This is a genomic window from Kitasatospora mediocidica KCTC 9733 (assembly GCF_000744225.1).
Taxonomy (GTDB): Bacteria; Actinomycetota; Actinomycetes; order Streptomycetales; family Streptomycetaceae; genus Kitasatospora; species Kitasatospora mediocidica.
Genome location: NZ_JQLN01000001.1, coordinates 148,262 through 163,319 on the forward strand (window position 1 = coordinate 148,262; position 15,058 = coordinate 163,319).

Consider the following 15,058-nt stretch of genomic DNA (forward strand, 5'->3'; position numbering starts at 1 on the left):
GCCGAGCCCCGCCCGCCCTCCACGAACGGAACGACATGTCCACCACCCCGGACGCCAACGAAGCCGCCACCGATGTCGCGATCGCGACACTGACGCGCAACCGCCGCACCGGCACCGACGCCGGCTTCTCCTACGACTTCACCTGCCCGTCGCCCACCAGCTATCCGTTCCAGTGGGCCTGGGACAGCTGCTTCGAGGCGATCGCCCTGGCCCGCATCGACCTCCCCCGGGCGTGCGCCGAGATCGAGTCACTGCTGCACGGCATCGACGGTGACGGGTTCCTGCCGCACATGCTCCTGTGGCAGCAGGAACTGCGCCCGCAGGCCACCGCTGACTTCCGGATCGCCCTGTGGGAGGGCTGGAAGTCCGTCACCCTGGCGCCTCCCGTGCTGGCCCGGGCCATCGAGCACATCTTCGCGATCTCGGGGGACGAGCAGTGGCTCGCCCGCGTCCTGCCCAGGGCCTGCCGGTTCTACGACTGGCTGCACGCCACCCGGCGCACGGCCGGCGACCTGCTGGCCATCTACCAGCCCGACGAGTCGGGGCTGGACATGAGCCCGAAGTACGACCGCGCCCTGGGCGTGCAGAGCGGCCACGACCCGCGGGTCGCGCGCAGCTGGCACGCCCGGATGAGGGAACTGCTCGACGGCTACGGCACCGACCGCCGCCCTGACAGCCTGCTGGGCGCGCAGCGCCGGTTCCACTGGGCCGACGTCCTGTTCAACACCATCTACGCCGACGGTCTGACCCGGCTGGGCCGGCTGGTCGGCGAGCGCAGGGACCCGGGGTACGGCGATGCGGGACGCTTCGCGCGTCGGGCCGCACGGGTCTCGACCGCGCTGATGCGCGAGTGCTGGGACGAGCAGAGGGGCGTGTTCGACGACCTCGACCTGGTCGCCGGACGCCGGGACCACACGGTCACGATCAGCTCGCTGTTCCCGCTCATCCTCGAGTCCGTCCCCGACGCCGCCGCACGACGCGTGATCGACGAACACCTGACGAACCCGGACGAGTTCTGGCTTCCGTACCCGCTGCCGAGCGTCGCGGCGAACGAGCCCTCCTTCGACCCCGACTTCGCGACCGAGGGGATCTTCCGGGGCTCCAGCTGGGTCAATCTGAACTGGTACCTGTACTGGGGCCTGCGCGACCGCGGGGAGCACCGGACGGCCGGCGCCCTGGCCGAGCGCACGATCGCGGCCGTCGCCGCCTCCAGCACCCGAGAGTGCTACGGACCCTACGACGCGGCCGGCCACGGCGCCCTCTCCTTCGGCTGGAGCACCCTGGTCCTGGACCTGGTCGACGCCGAATCAGGCAGGGACCGCTCCCTCGCCCGCACGCCCGCGTTCTTCTAGGAACTGCGGCCTCCAGCATCAGGGATGAAGAAATGATCAACTGGGGATTCATCGGAGCCGGTTCGATCGCCCGCACCAGCCTCGCTCCCGCAGTACACCGCAGCGAGGGCTCGAAGCTCCACATCGCCGCCGCCCGCGACGCCGACCGCGCCGCCGCCCTCGAGCCGCGCAAGGCCTCCTCGCACTACGCGCAGGTCATCGAGGACCCCGACGTCGACATCGTCTACGTCTGCCTGCACAACGCCGCACACCGCACGTGGGTGCTGCGCGCCCTCGAGGCGGGCAAGCACGTGCTCTGCGAGAAGCCGCTCGGCCTGAACGCGGACGAGACCCTGGAGATGGCCGGCGCCGCGGCCCGCCACCAGCGGCTACTGGTCGAGGCGGCCTGGAACCGCTGGCACCCGCTGACCCGGGGTCTGGAGAGGATTCTCGCCCACGGCGGGATCGGCACCGTGCACAGCGCGGCGGCCTCCTTCGACTGGACCAGCCCCGGGGTGCACAACTACCGCAACTCCGCCGCACTGGGCGGCGGGGCGCTGCTCGACCTCGGTTGCTACACCGCCGCCGCGGTCCTGGGCGCCTTCGACTGGCAGGCGCCGACGGGCGTCGTCGCGAGTGCCACGTCAGCCTCCCCCCCGGAGGCCGATCTGCACACCGAGGCCGAGCTGTGGTTCCCCCAGGGCCGGGCCCAGCTGAGTGTCGGGTTCACCGGAGCCATGACGCAGAGCCTCGACATCAGGGGGTCCGCAGGGCGGATCCGGGTGGATTATGACGCCTTCACGCCGAGCGCCAACCCCGCACAGGCGTACGCCAGCACGCCGGAGGGGGTCGAAGAGCTCAGCTACCCGCCCGTCGACGCCTACCAGCTCATGGTCACGGACGTCGCGAAGGCCGTGGCCGGCGAGCCCGCCTTCACCGTGCCGCTCGACCAGTCGATCGCCGTGGCCAGCACGCTGGACCGCATCCGCAACGCCGCTCACCGCACCACGCGCTAACAGTTCCAGGAGTCACCATGCCCAACGCATTCCACACCGTCGTCGTCCCGGCAGCAGGAACGGGCACCCGCATGCTCCCCGCCACCAAAGCCGTCCCCAAGGAGCTCCTGCCGATCCTGGACACCCCGGCCATCGAGCTGACGGCCGCCGAGGCCGCCGCCGCCGGCGCCGAGCGGATGATCATCGTGTCCGCCCCCGGCAAGGACATGATCGCCCGGCACTTCCAGCCCAACGCCGTGCTGGAGCAGCGGCTCGAGGACAAGGGGAAGTCCGAGCTGCTGGCCGCCGTCCGGCATGCCGAGAGCCTGCTGCGCGTCGAGATCGCGACCCAGCAGGAGCCCCTGGGCCTGGGGCATGCCATCGCCTGCGCCGAGCCGTACTTCACCGACCGGGACGAGGCCGTCGCGGTCATGCTGCCCGACGACCTGATCCTGCCCGCGGGCATCCTCCCGCGGATGGCCGCCGTGCGGCAGCAGTACGGGGGCACCGTGCTGTGCGCCTTCGAGGCACCGCGTGAGGCCCTGTCCGCCTACGGGGTGTACGACCTGGTCGACACCGCCGACCCGCACGTCAAGCGCGTGCGGCACATGGTGGAGAAGCCGGATCCGCAGGACGCGCCGTCCACCTTTGCCAGTGCCGGGCGCTACCTGCTGGACCGCGCCGTCTTCGAGCCGCTGAAGCACGTCAAGCCCGGTGCTCGCGGCGAGATCGACCTCACGGACGCGCTCGTCGAACTCATCCGCCAGGGCCACCCGGTGCACGTGGTCGTCCACACCGGCAAGCGGCACGACATCGGGAACCCCGCGGGGATGCTGCAGGCCGCCGTCGACTTCGCCCTCGACGACCCCACCCGCGGCCCGGACCTGCGCAGCTGGCTGGAGACGCGACTGCCCGTCGGCGCCGGCAGCCGCTGACCGGGAAGGAGACAACGGCATGATCGTCATCGGACTCGTGGCGGGTTGGCTCGTCACCGCATGCTGGCTGCCCCAGCTGTACAAGTTCTGGCGCACCCGCTCGGCCAAGGACTTCTCCTGGGGCTACCTCGCCGCCTTCAGCACCGGGATCGCCCTGTGGCTGCTCTACGGCTTCCTGACCCACGACATCGCCCTCGTCGTCAGCAACAGCCTCACCCTCACCCTCACCCTGGCGGTCATCGGGCTCAAGCTGTGGCTGGAGACCGGCGGCGCGAACGGGAACACCACCGTCCAGCCCACCGCGGCAGCCTCGACCGCCGGAGCACGAGATGACTGACACGACCTGCACCAGGACAGCACCGCGCCACCGGCGGACCGCGACCCCGACGGACCACCGCACCACCACGACGGTCGCCGCACTGGACATCGGCGGGACGAAGATGGCCGGAGCCATCATCGACAGCGCCGGCCGCCGCCTGGCAAGGGCGCAGCGTGCCACCCCCGCCGACGGATCGTCGGCGCAGCTCGGCGCAGCCCTCGCCGACCTGGTCGGCGAACTGCGGGCGTCCTCCTGGTGGGACGACGTGACGGCCGTCGGGATCGGCAGCACCGGTCCCGTCGACACGGCCGGCGGGACCATCACACCCGTCAACATCCCCGGCTGGCAGGCCTATCCGATCGCCGACGAGGTCAGCCGCATGGCCGCGGGGCTGCCGGCCCGTCTCGCGGGCGACGCCATCGCCATGGCCCAGGGGGAGCAGTGGCTCGGCGCTGCCCGCGGCTGCGCCAACGCGCTGTGCATGGTGGTGTCCACCGGGGTGGGGGGCGGACTCATCCTCGACCACCGGGTCCGCACCGGGGACACCGGGAACGCGGGGCACATCGGCCACATCAGCGTCGACATGAACGGCGAGCGGTGCGTGTGCGGCGCCCGCGGCTGCGTCGAGACGATGGCCAGCGGGCCCGCGATCCTGCGGTACGCGCTGGCGCACGGCTGGTCCCCGCCGGCGGACACCGCCGCGACCACCCAGGGCGTCGCCGAGGCCGCGGGCCGGGGGGACACCGTGGCCCTGGCCGCCTTCGACCGGGCGGGTCAGGCCCTGGCCGCGGGCATCGCGGCCACGTCCCACCTGGCCGAACTGCGACTGGCGGTCATCGGCGGCGGCGTGGCCAAGGCCGGGCCCATCCTGTTCGAGCCCATCCGAGCCCACCTGGCCGACTACGCCACCCTGGCGTTCGCCTCCTCGCTGCAGATCCGCCCGGCGCTGCTGGAGGAGGACGCCGGCCTGGTGGGGGCGGCCGCTGCCGCATTCGAGCTCCACGGGTGAAGCGGCCCGGGCGGCGCCGTGGCGCCATGAGGTCCCGGGCTGGGCACGAGGGCTGACGCGGCTTCAGGAGTGTGCCAAGCGTCGGGTCCTTGTCCGCGCCACCGACGTGCCCGCGCGGATGCCCCATGACGCATAGGCCGGGACAGCCCGCAGGAGCCAGAGTGAGGGACATCAGATCCCGCCCGGTCGCACAGTGACCACTTCCGGGGGCCCTGCGGCATGCCGGCCCCCGCTGCGAAAGGCACACTCATGGAACCCGCACTCGCGCTTGCCCCGGTCACCGTCTCCAGCCAGCCGGAGCTCACGACCCTCCTCGACGGCAACGCCCCGCTGGCCTTCATCCCGGGCGTCGACGGCCTCGCCATCACGCGCGGGGAAGGCCGAATCGAACTGCACAGCGGCGGCGTCCCCCTCCACAGCATCACCTTCGGAACCCTCGAGGCGGTCGGCAACGCGGCCATCACCACCATCGGCGGCGGCACCGTCACCCTCCACGACCAGGCCACCGCCATCACCATCGACGGCGGTTTCGTCAAGCTCGAGGACCAGGCCGGCGTCGGCACCATCAACGGCGGTGACTTCGTCCTGGAGGGCCGGGCCGGCGCCGCCACCATCACCGGTGGCAACGGCACGTTGGACCACCAGGCCGGCGCCACCGCCGTTACCGGCGGCAACATCTCCTTCTACGGCAATGGCAGCGCTGCCACGGTCTTCGACGGCAACCTCTGGTTCTACGGCAGCTCCACCGTCACCACCATCGCCGGTGGCACCGTCAACCTCGAGAACCTGGCCGCCGTCGAGTCCGTCCACGGCGGCGAGGTCCACGCCTGGGACGACGCCAAGCTCGCGCAGGTCACCGGCGGAACTGTCGCGATCCACGACCGCGCCGTCATCGAGAGCGCCAGCGGCGGCCACATCACCGTGCTCGCGGACGGCGCCGTCACCGCGGCCTCGGGCGACGTCGTCGTCGACGCCAAGGACCGCGCCGTCATCAACGTCTACGGCGGCACCGTTCGGGTGCACGGCGCCGACGTCACCATCAAGGACGAGAGCCACGGCGCCGCCGAGATCACGCTTCTCTATTAGTCCACGGGACGGGTTCCCCCTTGAAGCCCCCGTCAGGTCCCCGCGGTTCGGGGCTTGGCGGGGGCTTCCGGGTGGGGAGGAGCCCGGTCAGCCGGCGACGGCGACACTGGGCGCGCCGGAGACGACGCCCTCCCGCTCCATCTGCGCGGCGATCTTCAGCGCCTCCGCGCGTCCACAAGACGATCACCGCCTCCGCCATTCCGAGGGACCGTGACCAGAGCGGGGCAAGGGGATGATATGGCCATGGCCGAGATCGACCGCGCCCACGAAATCGTCCACCAGGAGGCCGACGAGGGATAGGCGGGCCGGTTCCGCGCTCAGCACCGGGGGTCACTCGCCGCCACGGCTTGAGTACCCACCGGCCTTCCTGGCTTCCACCTGGTGGTCGGCGGTGGCCAGGACACTGCTGATCACGGCATCCACGTTCGCTGTGGCGGGAGTGATCGCCGCGACGCCGAAGACGATCCCGGTGCCGCGCCTGGTCGGGTCCTCGGGGTGTTTCAGGTGGGGGATCGCGCTGAGTCCGTGTGCCTCGACGTACTGCTGGACGGCCTTCTGAGCCGAGGTCAGTGCTGCCTCTACGGTGCCGGACGTGACGCCGCGTCCGACGATGACGAAGCTGAACTCGTCTCCGCCGCGTGAAGATTTCGACACGCCCAGAGCCTCCGAGTCCTGGGGGAAGCCGACCGCTGACCGAGCGGGTCGGCCAGGTCCCGATCAGACGCCCAGGCGTCGCTGGTGCCGCCACCCGCACAGGGCGAGCACGGCCAGGAGCACACCGGCGGCATAGAGCTGGGCGCGGTTGCCGGGGGTGGTGGTCATCAGCGCCAGGATGGCGACCACACCCGCCAGTGCGACCCAGGACAGGTAGGGGAAAGCCCACATCCGCACGGTCAGCAGCTCGGGCGCCTCGCGCTCCAGGCGTCGGCGCATCCGCAGCTGGGAGACGGCGATGAAGATCCAGACCACCAGGATGCCGACGCCGGTCGTGTTCATCAGCCAGGTGAACACGGTGTCCGGCCACCAGTAGCCGGCCAGCACGGCGACGAAGCCGAACCCGCAGGAGGCCAGCACCGCGCGCCGCGGCACTCCGCCGCTCAGCTTCCCCAGCACGCGCGGCCCCTGGCGGCGGGTGACCAGGGAGTGCGCCATCCGGGAGGCTCCGTACATGTTGGCGTTCACCGCGCTGAGCAGGGCGAGGAACACCACGAGCTTCATGATGGCCGCGGCGGCGGGCACTCCCAGCACCTGCAGGACGGTCACATACGGGCCCTGCTGGACGATCCCGGCGTCGTTCCACGGCACCAGGGTCACGACCAGGGCCATCGAGCCGATGTAGAACACGGCGATGCGCCACATGGCGGTACGCACCGCCTTGGCCACGTTGCGCCGCGGATCCGCGGACTCCGCGGCGGCAATGGTGACCATCTCCAGCCCGGCGTAGGCGAAGACCGATCCGAGCAGGGCGGTGATCAGGCCGTGCGTCCCGTTCGGCAGGAAGCCGCTGTGGCCGGTCAGGTTGCCGGCCCCCGGGGCGCCGTGGCCGAGGACTCCGCTCACCCCGAGCACACCGAGGACCAGGAAGACCACGATCGCGAGGACCTTGATCACCGCGAACCAGAACTCGAACTCCCCGAAGTTCTTCACCGACGTCATGTTGCTGGCGCAGAAGAAGGCCATGAAGACGGCCACCCAGCACCACCCCGGGACCACCGGGATCCACGAGTTCATGATCGTTCCCGCGGCGGTGGCCTCGGTGGCGACACCGCAGCAGAAGACCGCCCAGTACATCCACCCCGCCGTCACCCCGGCCCAGATGCCCAGCTCGCGTTCGGCGTAGACGGAGAACGAGCCGGAGGCCGGATGGGCCGCGGACATCTCGCCGAGCATCCGCATGACGAGCATGACCAGCAGGCCCGCGACCGCGAAGGCGACGATGACGGCCGGGCCGGCCGCGGCGATGCCCGCGCCGGAGCCGACGAAGAGCCCGGCGCCGATCACGCCGCCGAGCGCGATCATCGACAGGTGGCGCGACTTGAGGGCGTGGGTGAGACCGCTCTCCTCAGCCGGATCGCTCGTGCCGTGCGCGGGTGCGCAGGGCGTGGGGGGAGACGAGGGCTTGGTCATGGCGTTGCATCCGAACTGTCGACAGCAGGGCCGGCGGCTGCGGGGCGCGGCCTCTCGTCGAGCGCAGCGCCGCCGCACGACGTCGTCCGCCCGCGGGGAGGGGGCCGCCGTGCGTCGTGCCGGAGGATTCATCCTCACCGGTGACCGCCGCGCGCCTCCTCCACCGATCGGTGGAACGTGCGTACTTCCGGGCGGGCCGGGCCGGCGGAAGCTGCGATCGGCGGTTGCGGGCGGGCCGGCCGGCGTGCCCATCGGCGGTCCGGACCTCCGCCGGGCGTACCCCCGATCGGTGGACGGCTCGAACCCTGGCCGCCAGCAAGGCTGGAGTGGGAATGCCACGCCAGGAGAGAGGTCCACCATGCCTGCCCAGGAGAAGGGCGCACCCGGACGCCCCCGCGCGACGCGCGACGGCTTCCTCTACGGCACGGCGGCCTACGGCATGTGGGGCATGCTCGCGATGTTCTGGCCGCTCCTGGGGTCCAGCAACCCGACCGAGATCCTGGCCCACCGCATGGTCTGGTCGCTGCCCGTGGCCCTGATCATCCTCATCCTGCGGCGGCGCTGGTCCTGGCTGCGCCCGCTGCTACGCGCGCCCCGGCGGCTGGCCCTGTCCGCAGCGGCGGCCGTGACGATCTCGGTCAACTGGGGCCTGTACATCTGGGGTGTGAACTCCGACCACGTGGTCGAGGCGAGCCTGGGGTCCTTCATCACCCCGCTGGCCGTCATCGCCGCCGGCGTCGTCGTCTACAAGGAACGGCTGCGCCGCGGACAGTGGGCCGCCGTCGGGGTCGGCACGGCCGCGGTCGTCGTCCTGTCCTTCTGCTGCGGACGGCTGCCCTGGCTGGCGCTCGCGCTGGCCCTGGCCGTCACCTTCGCGGCCTACGGCGTGCTGAAGAAGAAGGCCGGACTCGACGGCATCGAGAGCTTCGCCGTGGAGAGCGCCTTCCTCTTCCCCGTCGCCCTGGGCTACCTGATCTACCTACAGTGCACCGGCCACGGCACGTTCGGCCACGGCACCGGCCACTCCGCACTCCTCGCCCTCAGCGGCCTGGTCACAGCCATACCGATGCTCTGCTTCGGTGCCGCGGCGATCCGCCTGCCGCTGTCGAGCATCGGCCTTCTCCAGTACCTGGCGCCGGTGATGGAGTTCGTGCTCGGCGTCGCCTACTTCCGCGAGCCGATGCGGCCGGCCCAGTGGGGAGGCTTCGTCCTGGTCTGGGGGGCACTGACCCTGCTGACCTGGGAGGCGCTGCGCCAGACGCGGACGCGAAGCCTGGTCCGGGTGTCCGCTGCGGAGGCGAAACCGTGAGAAGGCCCGGCCCGGCCGGCTGCCCGTAGACCTGCCGGCCGGGCCGGTCGCGGCTATCCGGCCTTCTCCGTCCCGGCGTCGTCCTCGTCCCCGTCCTCGTCGTCCGTGCCGTGTTCCGTGTCGCTGTCGTCGGCGTCGCTGTCGGTGTCCGTGTCGTCGTCCGACGGGCTCCCGAACCGGCCGAGGACACCGGTGAGGTCCGCGAGCTTCTTGAGGGAAGCCACCTCGTCCTCGACCTCGTCCTGCGGGCAGGCTCCGGCGTGGGTGACGCAGTGGTCCCTGAGGTCCTGTCGGCCTTCGTTCAGGTGCGCGTGGACCGTGAGGGGGGAGTTCTCCCCCAGGTCAGCGTGGCAGGAGGCGCATACGGCTCCCTCCCAGCCCTGGTCCAGCGTCTCGACCTTCGACACCCTGGCGGCGGCGCACGGGCACACGGCCACGCGGGAGTCCTGCTTCAGGCCGATCCTCGTCAGCCGGTTCGCGAGTGGAGGGTGCGACCACACCGTCTGCCGCTCCGCCGTGCCGAGGCGTACGTAGGACTCCCTCAGATACGCCAGGATGCCGGTCCTGCGGATCGTGACGGAGGCGTTCGCACAGACGGACACCGTGAACCCGCCGCCCCACGAGTTGCGCAGCAGCGCACCGGTCGACAGTCCGTAGGATTCCAGCGCGGCGAGCGCGGCCTCGTCGGTCATGGTTCCGGCCTGCCAGTCGCGGTGGACGCGCCCGGCGAACTCCTCGGCGGACTCCATGACTTCCAGTTCGCCGTCGCGGTCATAGGCCGGCCGGGTGGTGACCTCGGAGGGGTTGTCGCCCTCCGCCAGGCAGGCCAGGATCATGATCGTCCCGACGTGCTTCCCGAGGATCCCGTCGCAGCTGTGGCCCTCGTACTGGTGCATGCAGACCGTGGGCGTGGTGCAGAGGTTCGTTGACTGCCCGCTGAAGCTGACGTTCGGCGGGAGCTGGGCCCCAGCGGGGCGCGTCCCGAGGACAATGATCTTCTCGGCGTTCCCGTTGAGGGAGTTCAGGCACTTGACGTCGTCGTCCACCTCGCGCGCTGAGTGCGGGCCGAAGCGGTAGTTGGCGATGTCCCCCGTCGTCTCGTCGGCCTCGAAGTACGCGTCGAGGGACGCCGCCGTGAGCGCGGCAAGTCCCGCGCCACCGGCCAGACTGCGGCCCGCCTGCGACGCGAAGGCGAGCGTCGTGCCGTGCGGAACGCGGGTGAAACCGTCGGATTCCTTCAGGAACGTTCCGTGCCCGACCAGGAACGAGGCGCCGGCGAGCCCGTTGCGCGGCGCCGCGGGCTGCACGGGCCTCCGGGGCACCCAGGCGGCCCCGCCGCCCACGGCCGGCAGGTAGTCGAGATCCGTGATCACGTGGACGCTCACGACTCCTTGCCCCGCGAGGCCCGCGAGCGCGCCGACGTAGGCGAGCGCGGCGGAGAGGTCGTGCGGCGAGAAGCCGCCCGCACCGTGCTGCAGCAGGACCGAGCCCGGCTCCGTGTCCAGCATCCCTCCGATGTCGCCCGCGAAGAACTCCCACGTCTCGTAGTTCAGGAGGACGTCGTTCGCGCCGAACAGCTGCCGGGTCGGACCGCGCACCTCGACGATCTCCATACCCGCCGGAACCACCAGCTGGGCAGGCGCGTTGGCGGTCGTCAGTCGCAGACCGAGATAGAGGTAGATGTGTGTCATGCAGCTGCGCTCCGAATTCCGCGGCGGATGGCTTGTGTGCAAACTATCCACACCCCGGGGTGCGCTTCCTGCCTCAACGGGACAGCGACCGGCCGCACCTCTCGGCACCCACGGCCCGCCCGTCCCGAGCGAGAGAGGGCGGAGCGCGTTCGCGGGGAAGTCCAGCGGGGGCCGGTGCGGCGGCGGGTCAGATCACGGTGACCAGGAGGCCGCACGCCGCGCCCGTGCCGAGGAGGGCCAGCGGGTGGAACCGCCTGGTCAGGGCGAGTGCGGTGGCGGCGACCACGATCACCGTTCCCGTGGTGGTGGCAGCCGAGGTCCGTACCGCGAAGAGCGCACCGGCGGCGACCAGACCGGCGCTGACGGGGGTGAGGGCCGCCTGGACGCGCTGCTGCCAGGGCCGCTCCCGCAGGCCGTGCCACAGCCGGGTGGCGACGACGGCGAGGAGGGCGGACGGGCCGATCATGGCGAGCGTGGCGACCAGCGCGCCGAGCAGGCCGGCGACGTGCCATCCCACGAGTGTGACGATCATCAGGTTCGGCCCGGGAGCCGCCTGCGAGAGGCCGAACAGCGTGTGGAACTGGTCCGGGGTGGCCCAGGAGTTCACGCCCACGACCTGCCGCTGCAACTCGGGCAGAATCGCATTGCCCCCGCCGAACGACAGGACCGACAGCTGGGAGAACACACCCGCGAGCCGGGTGAGGAGCGAGATCATCGCGAGGCCTTCCGGTTGAGCAGCAGACTCACGGCGACCATGATCGGCAGGACCACCAGCAGCGGGCAGTGCAGCACGGCCACGGCCGCGCAGCAGACCGCCGCCACGGTGAGCGGCGCCCACCTGCGGGGCAGCGCCCGGATGATCTTGGCGGACGTGGCGGCCAGCAGGCCGGTCGCCACGGCGGCCAGACCGAGGACCGCGCCGCGCACCTCGGTGTTCCCCTCCCAGGCCTGGTAACAGACGCCGAGCGCGATCACAATGACCGCGGGGAGCGCAAGGAGGCCGGCCAACGCCGCCACGGAGCCGCGAGCCCCCCGGAACCGGGCGCCCAAGGCGGCGGCGAGATTGAGGATGTTGCCCCCGGGGAGGAACTGGCACACCGCGAGCAGGTCGGCGAACTCCGTCGCCGTCAGCCAGCGCCGCTGCTCCACGATCATGCGCCGGGCCAGCGGGAGGACCCCGCCGAAGCCGGTGAGGCCGAGCCACAGGAAGCCGCGGAACAGCTCGACGACGGTCGGATCGCGACCGTCCCGTCGACTGGTCGCCCCTGCTGCGGCCTTCGCGAGCTCGGCAGCCACGATGGACCTCCTGGTTCCGGATGGCGGACTGGACACGCCTCCCAAGATATCTTGATGTCGAGATACCTTGGGAGGCCGAACGGAGGACGTACCGGTGGACCCGCTGTCCCCCTGCCGAACACGGCCTCAGGCGGAGTACGTGACGTCGGCGCCGTCGTTGGCGACCGTGACGGCGTCGGAGTGGACGACCACGCTGCCTCCGCTGGCCACGACGACGGCCGCGTCATAGGCGTGGACGATGACACCGTCGGCGTTCGCGGCAACGCCGACCCTGGCGTTCCGCCGGACGGTGATGCGGGCGTCGCCGCTCGCCTCGGCCAGCGCGCAGTTGCCCTCCAGGGTGATGTCACCACCGGATGCGGCGTCGATCGCGACGTCGCCCGTTGCCCACAGCGTGCCACCGGTCACGACGGCGACGGTGGCCCGGTCGTAGGCCTCGACGGTTCCGCCGTGGACGGCGACGAGGGCTTGGTCGTGCGCGCTGACGTGGACCCCGTCGGCGTTCGGACAGACCGCCACCCGGGCTTCCTGGCGTGCGCTGATCCGGGCGTCGCCATAGGCGGCGACGATGGTCGCATCACCGTACGCGGAGATCTCGCCTCCGCCGGCGGAGGCGATGACGGCGTCCCCGTGCACGGTGACCTCTCCGGCGTCCACGGTGTCGATGACGGCCTGGTCCCCGGCATCGACCCGTCCCCCGGCCACGGTCGTGAGCGTGGCCTGCCCACGCATGGTGACGACGCCTCCGGTCACCGTGGTGATGGCCGCCCCTCCCCTGGCCCTGGCCCGCCCGGCGGCCACCGTGCCGATGGAGGCCCCTCCCCTGGCATCGACCTGCCCGCCGACCACCGTGCCGATGCGGGCCTGGTGGTAGGCGGAGACGTCCCCGCCGGTCACGGAGATGATCAGGGCATCGCCGACAGCGCTGACGTCCCCGCCGGTCACGGCCTTCAGGGTTCCGGGGCCGTGCACGTGGATGTACTCGTGGTTCGACCGGCCGATGCTCAGGTCACTGTCCGCGCCGGGAGTGAAGACCAGTTTCCCCGGGTCGTCCAGGGAGGCGTCGAGCTCGCTCTGGGTGTAGACGGTGCGCACGAAGTCCGGCGCACCGTAGGTGGCCGGGTCCAGCGCGCTGCGGCGGGCGCCTTTGACCACTGCGTACAGCCGACGGTCGACCTCGGCGAGACGCGCCTGGTCCTCCAGCGGCAGGCAGCCAAGGATCTCGTGCCACATGTCCTCGGGGAGGGCGCCCGAGTCGTGCGGGTCACCGTCGTCCGTGGGCCACGCCTGGAGCTGCTGGTGGAGCGCCGGCAGGAGGTCGGGGCGCAGCCGCTGGACCGCGGGCGCCATCAGCGCCCACAGCGCTGCCGCCGCCGAGCTCAACCAGCCGCCGTTCGCGGGCTCAGTCATCGTTGTCCGTCCGTCCTTCTGCGATACCGGTGTGTGCAGCGTCCGTCGCTCGCGGACCGCTGCTCTGCTGGTGACTGTCGATGAACGCGACCGGGCCGCGCCGATGCAGCTGCTCGGATCGGAAGGCCTCGGCGATGGCCGCACGCTGCGCCCCGGTGGAGAGCAACAGGCGCAGCAGGGTTCGCGCCCGGGCGGGGTGGAGGCCTCGCGCGCCGATCAGGCCAGGGCCGGGCGCGGACCACGGCTCGGGCGACAGTTCCGGATCGGTGGCGAGGACGACCGGGATCCTGTCGGCCAGTGCGTCCAGCGATGCGGCGAGGGCCGGCGGCAGCCGATTGGCGCCGGCTCCGACGAGGACCAGCCCGTCGAGGTTCTCGGCCAGGGCGAGCAGCCGGCCGGGAGCGTCGTCGTCCCCGCCGAGGGTGTGCAGGCCGACCCGGGCCGGCGCGCAGCGCGCAAGGGGCAGCGGGCCCGGGCGCGACGGCGCCGTCACCACGTGGACCTGGTCGTCGGCCACCAGGCCGACGGGCCCGCTCCGCGGCGACCCGAAGGACGCCGTGCCCGTGCCGCCCGCACTGCTCAGCGCACGCGCACCGTGGATCTCGTCGTCGAGGACCACCAGCACGCCCAGCCCCCGGGCGGCGGGCGAGGCCGCGACGAGGGAGGCGGTGCGCAGGTTCGCCGACTCGTCCGGGCCGGTGCCGGTCAGCACCAGGGGCTCCTCATGGGGCCAGACGAGGTCCAGCAGGTAGGCGGCCCCCTCCAGGGCGTCGAGTCCCTGGGTGACGATCACACCGTCCGCGCCCGTGCGGACCGCTTCGGATGCCTCCAGCGCCAGGTCCAGGGTCTGATCGAAGGTCATGGCGTGCGGGAGGTCGTGGAGATCCGCGACGTCGAGCTGGATCCCCGACTCCCGCAGGTGCGGGACGAGGGTCGAGCGGATCGTGGCGTTCATCGGTCCGGTCTGTGTCATCGGTGTGCCTCCGCGCTGGTTCGAGTCGGCCCGTCCGGGTCGAGCGGCCCAGACTCCGCACCGGGTCGGGGACGGACGGGAAGGCCGCGCGCCGTGTGCCGCAGGTCCGCCGGTGGCGGCGCCGCCGGCGGAGCGACGTGTCGCGGACCGACGGCCGCGGTCAGCAGCCTGCGCTGCCAGCGGCCGTCGGCGAACCACTGGTAGGCGCCGGTATCACGGTCGTAGCGCAGCGGGAGCCCGTGGCCGTCGGTCCCGTCGACGAAGCGCAGGGCGTCCGCGAAACCCCGCAGCCACCGCAGGCGGAGCTCCGGGTCGGCGCCGGCTGCGTCGAGCTCCGCGAGCCGCTTCGCGTCGTCCTTCAGGTACTCCCGTTCAAGGTCCTCGACCTCCCCCTCCCGGCCGTTCCATCCCGGTCCCTTCCCCAGGTAGCGACCGATCCTGTCCAGCGGTTCCGCCGTCCGCGCGTCCGCCGCGACGGCGTCCTTCAACCAGTGCACGTACTCGACTGCCACTGTGCCTCCCATGTGGACCGGCCGGCCCGCGCACGGGCGGGCCGGCCGGTCACTCGCTTCCCAGG

General features: G+C 71.9%; 15 protein-coding genes. 7 read left to right on the forward strand and 8 right to left on the reverse strand.

The genetic code is table 11. The annotated features are described in order from the left end of the window. The first annotated feature begins 35 nt into the window (after nt 1-35). The 6 genes from BS80_RS00650 to BS80_RS00675 all read left to right on the forward strand — a co-directional run bounded on the left by BS80_RS00650 (nt 36) and on the right by BS80_RS00675 (nt 5,675). Complete coding sequence (locus BS80_RS00650; RefSeq protein WP_035791443.1) at nt 36-1,352, forward strand: MGH1-like glycoside hydrolase domain-containing protein; 1,317 nt, start codon at nt 36-38, stop codon at nt 1,350-1,352. 32 nt (nt 1,353-1,384) lie between these two features. After that, complete coding sequence (locus BS80_RS37340) at nt 1,385-2,347, forward strand: Gfo/Idh/MocA family protein (protein ID WP_051965545.1); 963 nt, start codon at nt 1,385-1,387, stop codon at nt 2,345-2,347. A 17-nt stretch (nt 2,348-2,364) separates the two neighbouring features. Further along, nucleotides 2,365-3,261 carry a UTP--glucose-1-phosphate uridylyltransferase gene (locus tag BS80_RS00660; protein ID WP_035791445.1) on the forward strand — a complete coding sequence of 299 codons (897 nt, stop codon included), beginning with the start codon at nt 2,365-2,367 and terminating at the stop codon, nt 3,259-3,261. Nucleotides 3,262-3,280: 19 nt separating this feature from the next. Beyond that, nucleotides 3,281-3,598 carry a SemiSWEET family sugar transporter gene (locus tag BS80_RS00665; protein WP_051965548.1) on the forward strand — a complete coding sequence of 106 codons (318 nt, stop codon included), beginning with the start codon at nt 3,281-3,283 and terminating at the stop codon, nt 3,596-3,598. Further along, entirely contained in the window at nt 3,591-4,589 is a 999-nt protein-coding gene (locus BS80_RS00670) for an ROK family protein (RefSeq protein ID WP_083974006.1), read from the forward strand. The genes BS80_RS00665 and BS80_RS00670 overlap by 8 nt, the downstream gene beginning before the upstream one ends. Nucleotides 4,590-4,838: 249 nt before the next feature. After that, nucleotides 4,839-5,675 (forward strand): hypothetical protein, encoded by an 837-nt coding sequence (locus BS80_RS00675; protein WP_035791447.1) that lies wholly within the window; start codon nt 4,839-4,841, stop codon nt 5,673-5,675. A gap of 330 nt (nt 5,676-6,005) precedes the next feature. Here the strand turns inward: BS80_RS00675 and BS80_RS00680 are convergent, their stop codons facing one another. Both BS80_RS00680 and BS80_RS00685 read right to left on the reverse strand, forming a co-directional pair. Then, the gene (locus BS80_RS00680) at nt 6,006-6,329 is read right to left on the reverse strand and encodes a hypothetical protein (protein ID WP_035791449.1); all 324 of its coding nucleotides are present in this window, start codon (nt 6,327-6,329) and stop codon (nt 6,006-6,008) included. Between the two features lie 63 nt (nt 6,330-6,392). Then, nucleotides 6,393-7,802, reverse strand: coding sequence for an amino acid permease (locus BS80_RS00685; RefSeq protein ID WP_035791451.1), 1,410 nt, complete (start codon nt 7,800-7,802; stop codon nt 6,393-6,395). A 358-nt stretch (nt 7,803-8,160) separates the two neighbouring features. Between BS80_RS00685 and rarD the strand changes: the two genes are divergently transcribed. Continuing rightward, nucleotides 8,161-9,111, forward strand: coding sequence for an EamA family transporter RarD (rarD, locus tag BS80_RS00690; protein WP_035792723.1), 951 nt, complete (start codon nt 8,161-8,163; stop codon nt 9,109-9,111). 53 nt (nt 9,112-9,164) lie between these two features. On the opposite strand, the gene BS80_RS00695 is transcribed toward rarD, so the two are convergent. The 6 genes from BS80_RS00695 to BS80_RS00720 all read right to left on the reverse strand — a co-directional run bounded on the left by BS80_RS00695 (nt 9,165) and on the right by BS80_RS00720 (nt 14,993). Then, entirely contained in the window at nt 9,165-10,802 is a 1,638-nt protein-coding gene (locus BS80_RS00695) for a hypothetical protein (protein ID WP_035791453.1), read from the reverse strand. A gap of 187 nt (nt 10,803-10,989) precedes the next feature. Then, a complete protein-coding gene (locus tag BS80_RS00700; RefSeq protein WP_035791455.1) occupies nt 10,990-11,517 on the reverse strand; it encodes a chromate transporter in 528 nt (175 codons plus the stop codon). Next, entirely contained in the window at nt 11,514-12,098 is a 585-nt protein-coding gene (locus BS80_RS00705) for a chromate transporter (protein ID WP_035791457.1), read from the reverse strand. The genes BS80_RS00700 and BS80_RS00705 overlap by 4 nt, the downstream gene beginning before the upstream one ends. A gap of 126 nt (nt 12,099-12,224) precedes the next feature. Further along, on the reverse strand, nt 12,225-13,508 hold the full coding sequence (locus tag BS80_RS40205) for an F-box protein (RefSeq protein WP_035791463.1): 1,284 nt from the start codon (nt 13,506-13,508) through the stop codon (nt 12,225-12,227). Continuing rightward, entirely contained in the window at nt 13,501-14,481 is a 981-nt protein-coding gene (locus BS80_RS00715; RefSeq protein WP_051965550.1) for an asparaginase domain-containing protein, read from the reverse strand. The genes BS80_RS40205 and BS80_RS00715 overlap by 8 nt, the downstream gene beginning before the upstream one ends. Further along, on the reverse strand, nt 14,478-14,993 hold the full coding sequence (locus BS80_RS00720; protein WP_035791467.1) for a hypothetical protein: 516 nt from the start codon (nt 14,991-14,993) through the stop codon (nt 14,478-14,480). The genes BS80_RS00715 and BS80_RS00720 overlap by 4 nt, the downstream gene beginning before the upstream one ends. Nucleotides 14,994-15,058: the final 65 nt, after the last annotated feature.

Excerpts from the sequence above, each read along its gene's own strand:
- BS80_RS00715 (WP_051965550.1), bottom strand. The coding sequence starts at position 14,481 with ATGACACAGACCGGACCGATGAACGCCACGATCCGCTCGACCCTCGTC.
- BS80_RS00695 (WP_035791453.1), bottom strand. The coding sequence starts at position 10,802 with ATGACACACATCTACCTCTATCTCGGTCTGCGACTGACGACCGCCAAC.
- BS80_RS37340 (WP_051965545.1), top strand. The coding sequence starts at position 1,385 with ATGATCAACTGGGGATTCATCGGAGCCGGTTCGATCGCCCGCACCAGC.
- rarD (WP_035792723.1), top strand. The coding sequence starts at position 8,161 with ATGCCTGCCCAGGAGAAGGGCGCACCCGGACGCCCCCGCGCGACGCGC.
- BS80_RS00675 (WP_035791447.1), top strand. The coding sequence starts at position 4,839 with ATGGAACCCGCACTCGCGCTTGCCCCGGTCACCGTCTCCAGCCAGCCG.
- BS80_RS00650 (WP_035791443.1), top strand. The coding sequence starts at position 36 with ATGTCCACCACCCCGGACGCCAACGAAGCCGCCACCGATGTCGCGATC.
- BS80_RS40205 (WP_035791463.1), bottom strand. The coding sequence starts at position 13,508 with ATGACTGAGCCCGCGAACGGCGGCTGGTTGAGCTCGGCGGCGGCAGCG.
- BS80_RS00670 (WP_083974006.1), top strand. The coding sequence starts at position 3,591 with ATGACTGACACGACCTGCACCAGGACAGCACCGCGCCACCGGCGGACC.
- BS80_RS00700 (WP_035791455.1), bottom strand. The coding sequence starts at position 11,517 with ATGATCTCGCTCCTCACCCGGCTCGCGGGTGTGTTCTCCCAGCTGTCG.
- BS80_RS00685 (WP_035791451.1), bottom strand. The coding sequence starts at position 7,802 with ATGACCAAGCCCTCGTCTCCCCCCACGCCCTGCGCACCCGCGCACGGC.
- BS80_RS00665 (WP_051965548.1), top strand. The coding sequence starts at position 3,281 with ATGATCGTCATCGGACTCGTGGCGGGTTGGCTCGTCACCGCATGCTGG.
- BS80_RS00660 (WP_035791445.1), top strand. The coding sequence starts at position 2,365 with ATGCCCAACGCATTCCACACCGTCGTCGTCCCGGCAGCAGGAACGGGC.